The sequence below is a fragment of the Cryobacterium sp. RTC2.1 genome (assembly GCF_035018685.1).
Classification (GTDB): Bacteria; Actinomycetota; Actinomycetes; order Actinomycetales; family Microbacteriaceae; genus Cryobacterium; species Cryobacterium glucosi.
In genome coordinates this window covers 1-465 of the sequence record NZ_JASJXJ010000358.1, presented here as the reverse complement: position 1 = coordinate 465, position 465 = coordinate 1, and the positions used below count along the sequence as shown (strand labels likewise).

At 72.7% G+C, this 465-nt stretch carries 1 protein-coding gene; it reads right to left on the bottom strand.

Translation table 11 applies throughout. From position 1 onward, the window contains the following. The coding region (locus tag QN357_RS19290) for an amidohydrolase family protein (protein WP_416347639.1) at positions 1-465 on the bottom strand (465 nt) is incomplete at both ends.

The window sequence follows — 465 nt, the reverse complement described above, 5'->3', positions numbered from 1 at the left end:
GTCGAGGAGTTCCGCGGAGGAGAGCGCGGGGAACTCCTCGACGCCGGAGGGGGAGAGGAAGGCCTTGAACCCGAATACACCGGCTGAGTGCAGCTCGCGCAGGGTGCCGAGGTTGCCGGGGACCGCCCCGCCCCAGAAGCCGACGTTGACGCTCGCCTGCTGGCCGGCGGCCGCACGCTTGAGGTCGAGGCCGCTGACCGTCGTCGTCGGCGGGATGCTGTTGAGCGGCATGTCGATCACCGTCGTGACCCCGCCGGCCGCGGCGGCGCGGGTGGCGCTCGCGAAGCCCTCCCAGTCCGTCCGACCTGGCTCGTTGACGTGCACGTGGGTGTCGACGAGACCGGGCAGAAGCACGCGCCCGCTCGGCAGGCGGATGTCCGTGGCCGCCCCGTCGGACAGGCCGGAGTCAGCGATCGGCCGGGTCTCGACAGGTTCGTCGATCGGCAGGATCGCCGGGGGCGTCCC